Source organism: Paraburkholderia tagetis, assembly GCF_022213065.1.
Classification (GTDB): domain Bacteria; phylum Pseudomonadota; class Gammaproteobacteria; order Burkholderiales; family Burkholderiaceae; genus Paraburkholderia; species Paraburkholderia tagetis.
This window is the reverse complement of the sequence record NZ_JAKLJA010000108.1, coordinates 1-2,803: the sequence shown is the minus strand read 5'-3', so window position 1 is coordinate 2,803 and position 2,803 is coordinate 1. Positions and strand designations below refer to the sequence as shown.

The window sequence follows — 2,803 nt, the reverse complement described above, 5'->3', positions numbered from 1 at the left end:
GTAAGCGGTAGTTTCTGCCGCGCCTAGCGCGGCCGGATCAAGAGGATCAAGCTGCGTCCGCAACTTCAACATTGCGGACGCAACTTATGACTGACACACAAACTGACTTTGACTTTCTTCCGCTGCGGGTAATCGGTAAAACGGCCAACGGCAAGAACCGGTACGACCGCGCAGGCAAGAGCAAGCTCATAGAGGCCTGCCAAAGGCCCGGGGCCTCGGTTGCGGGACTTGCGCTGAAGGCTGGCGTAAATGCCAACCAGCTTCGCAAGTGGGTTAGCCTGGATCGCAAGCCGGCTGGTTCGCGGTATAAGCGACGATCGACACCAGGACATGCAGCGGCATTCGTGCCGGTGCTGGAAGTCGCGGACGTCGGGCCTGCGCACCCGCTCCACAGGCGGCCAATGCCCGATGTCCTGCCGCCCCCGATGCGACGCGAGGCGATGACGGCCTCGCAACATCCAGCGCCGCCTTCGCGCCTGGTTGCGCAGTTGCCCAACGGCGTGAGCCTTGAGCTTGAATGCGGGCAGCAGGATACGACGCTGCTCACCGCGATGATCGACGCGTTGAGGGGCCGCTGATGCTGCGCTTCGCTGACGATCTTCGGGTCTACCTGCACCGCGAGCCGGTTGACTTCCGTTGCGGCATCAATACCCTGGCCGCCCTGGTCGAGGAGTCGATGCGACTGGACCCGCTCGCGCGTGCCGTGTATGCGTTCCGCAACCGCAAGTGTGATCGCATCAAGCTTCTGCTGTACGAGCGCACGGGTTTCTGGCTGCTGCTGCGTCGGCTTGAACAAGACCACTTCGTGTGGCCACGCCGCCACCAGGCGGTGATCGAACTGACGACGGAGCAGCTTCACTGGCTGCTTGACGGCATCGACATCGACGCGGTTCGCCGCCACCCCGTGCGGCGTTACCTGCACGCCAGCTAGCCCGCCTGTTGTGCGAAGCCAACGGCGGCGCGCCTTTTACATTCCGACGTAAACCCACGGCGCGCCGCACTTCGCTATCCTGGTGCGCATGACGAACACCCCCGATCTCAAGCGCGTACCCAAGGCGGTCCAGGGCTACATCCACGCCCTCGAGGCGCGCGTCGCTGATGACGCGCAACACATCGACAAACTGGACCAGCACATCGGCAAGCTGGGCCTGCGCATCGAACAGCTTGAGGAACAGGTCCGTCTGCTGGAAGCGGAGCGTTTCGCACCGAAAAGCGAGAAGCGCAAGGATCGCATGTTCGACGAGGCCGAATTGCTCGCCCGCAGTGAGCCCGGCGACGAAGATGACGAGGGTGTCCTGCCCGAGATGCCCGACACCGGTCTGCCTCCGGCCGGTCCGCCAGAGCGCCGCAAGGTCGGGCGCAAGCCATTGCCAGCTCATCTGCCACGCGAGCGTATCGAGTACGACCTGCCGCAGGACCAGCGCGGCTGTCCGTGTTGCGGCAATGCCATGCATCGCATCGGCGAAGACATCAGCGAACAACTGCACGTCGAGACGAAGTGGACGGTCCACCAGAACGTGCGCGCGAAGTATGCGTGTCGCCACTGCGAGCGCCACGCCGAGCATACGCCGGTCGTGGTTGCGCCGATGCCGGTGCAGCCGCTTCCGGGCAGCCATGCCGACGCGTCGGTACTCGCGACAGTGGCGACGGCGAAGTACGTCGATGGCATGCCGTTATACCGGATGCAGGAGGCGTTCGCGCGCTGGCAGGTTCCGGTGAGCCGGGGCACGCTCGCGCACTGGGTCATTCGCCCCAGCGAGCTGCACTACGCGCGGTTGTACGATGCGCTGAAAAAGGTCTTGCTGTCCCAGGCATTGATCCACGGCGACGAAACCACGCTTCAGGTACTCAAGGAAGCCGGCCGGTCCGCACAGAGCAAAAGTTACATGTGGGTTTACCGCAGCGCCCAGAACTGCGAGCAACCTGTGGTCTTGTTCGAGTACCAGCCGGGGCGCGGGCAGGAGCATCCGAAGGCCTTCCTCGGTGACTACGGCGGCATGCTAATGAGCGACGGCTACAGCGCCTGGCGCACGATCAAGACGGCGACGCACTTCGGATGCATGGCGCACGCGCGCAGGCTGTTTGTGAAGGCGGATAAGGCGGCAGAAAAAAAGGCCGGTGACGACAGCAAGCCGAAAACGCCGAATGCTCGCGTAGCGAAGGCGCTCGAATACTTCCAGATTCTGTATCGGATCGAGGCGCTGGCCAAAGGCGATCTGCCCGATGGTCAGTCGCGAGCCGATTACACGTACCAGTTGCGCCAGCAGCACAGCGCGCCGGTGCTCGAAGCCTTCAAGGCGTGGCTCGACGAACTGGCGCCGAAAGTCGCGCCCCAGAGCCTTCTTGGCAAGGCGATTGCGTACACGCGAAACCAGTGGGAATATCTGATTCGCTACGTCACCGATGGTTGCGCCCCCATCGATAATAACGTCTGCGAACGCGACGTCAGGCCGTTTGCCACGTCGAGAAAAAGCTGGCTGTTCAGCGACACAGTTGACGGCGCAAAAGCCAGCGCCACGATCTACAGTCTTGTGCTGACGTGCCGTGCCTGCGACGTCGAGCCGTATGAGTATCTCCTGCACGTGCTCACGGAGTTGCCGCAGCGCGCGCCTGACGCCGACGTCACGGATCTGCTGCCATTCAATTACGCCCGCTTGCAGCAGGCCAAAGCAACACCCCCCTGACTGACTTCCATCGCCTCCACGCCAACGTCGCCGCTCGATTATGATCGCCGCGACGCGGCTACGCTCGACCTTCAATTGCCCGCAAGCTGCCATGCCGTGTGCTGAAATCGTCGCTTACG

The 2,803-nt window shown here is 63.0% G+C and carries 3 protein-coding genes; all 3 read left to right on the top strand.

Annotated features, from left to right (window positions below; all coding sequences use genetic code 11):
- Positions 1 to 86 precede the first annotated feature (86 nt).
- The 3 genes from tnpA (at position 87) to tnpC (ending at position 2,684) form a co-directional block, all read left to right on the top strand.
- On the top strand, positions 87 to 578 hold the full coding sequence (tnpA, locus tag L5014_RS39175; RefSeq protein ID WP_420800212.1) for an IS66-like element accessory protein TnpA: 492 nt from the start codon (positions 87 to 89) through the stop codon (positions 576 to 578).
- On the top strand, positions 578 to 931 hold the full coding sequence (tnpB, locus tag L5014_RS38425) for an IS66 family insertion sequence element accessory protein TnpB (protein ID WP_238469076.1): 354 nt from the start codon (positions 578 to 580) through the stop codon (positions 929 to 931). Before tnpA ends, tnpB begins: the two co-directional genes overlap by 1 nt.
- A gap of 88 nt (positions 932 to 1,019) precedes the next feature.
- A complete protein-coding gene (tnpC, locus tag L5014_RS38420) occupies positions 1,020 to 2,684 on the top strand; it encodes an IS66 family transposase (protein ID WP_238469075.1) in 1,665 nt (554 codons plus the stop codon).
- Positions 2,685 to 2,803 lie beyond the last annotated feature (119 nt).

Bases quoted from the DNA above. Each gene is read 5' to 3' on its own strand.
- tnpA (WP_420800212.1), top strand. From the start codon at position 87: ATGACTGACACACAAACTGACTTTGACTTTCTTCCGCTGCGGGTAATC.
- tnpB (WP_238469076.1), top strand. From the start codon at position 578: ATGCTGCGCTTCGCTGACGATCTTCGGGTCTACCTGCACCGCGAGCCG.
- tnpC (WP_238469075.1), top strand. From the start codon at position 1,020: ATGACGAACACCCCCGATCTCAAGCGCGTACCCAAGGCGGTCCAGGGC.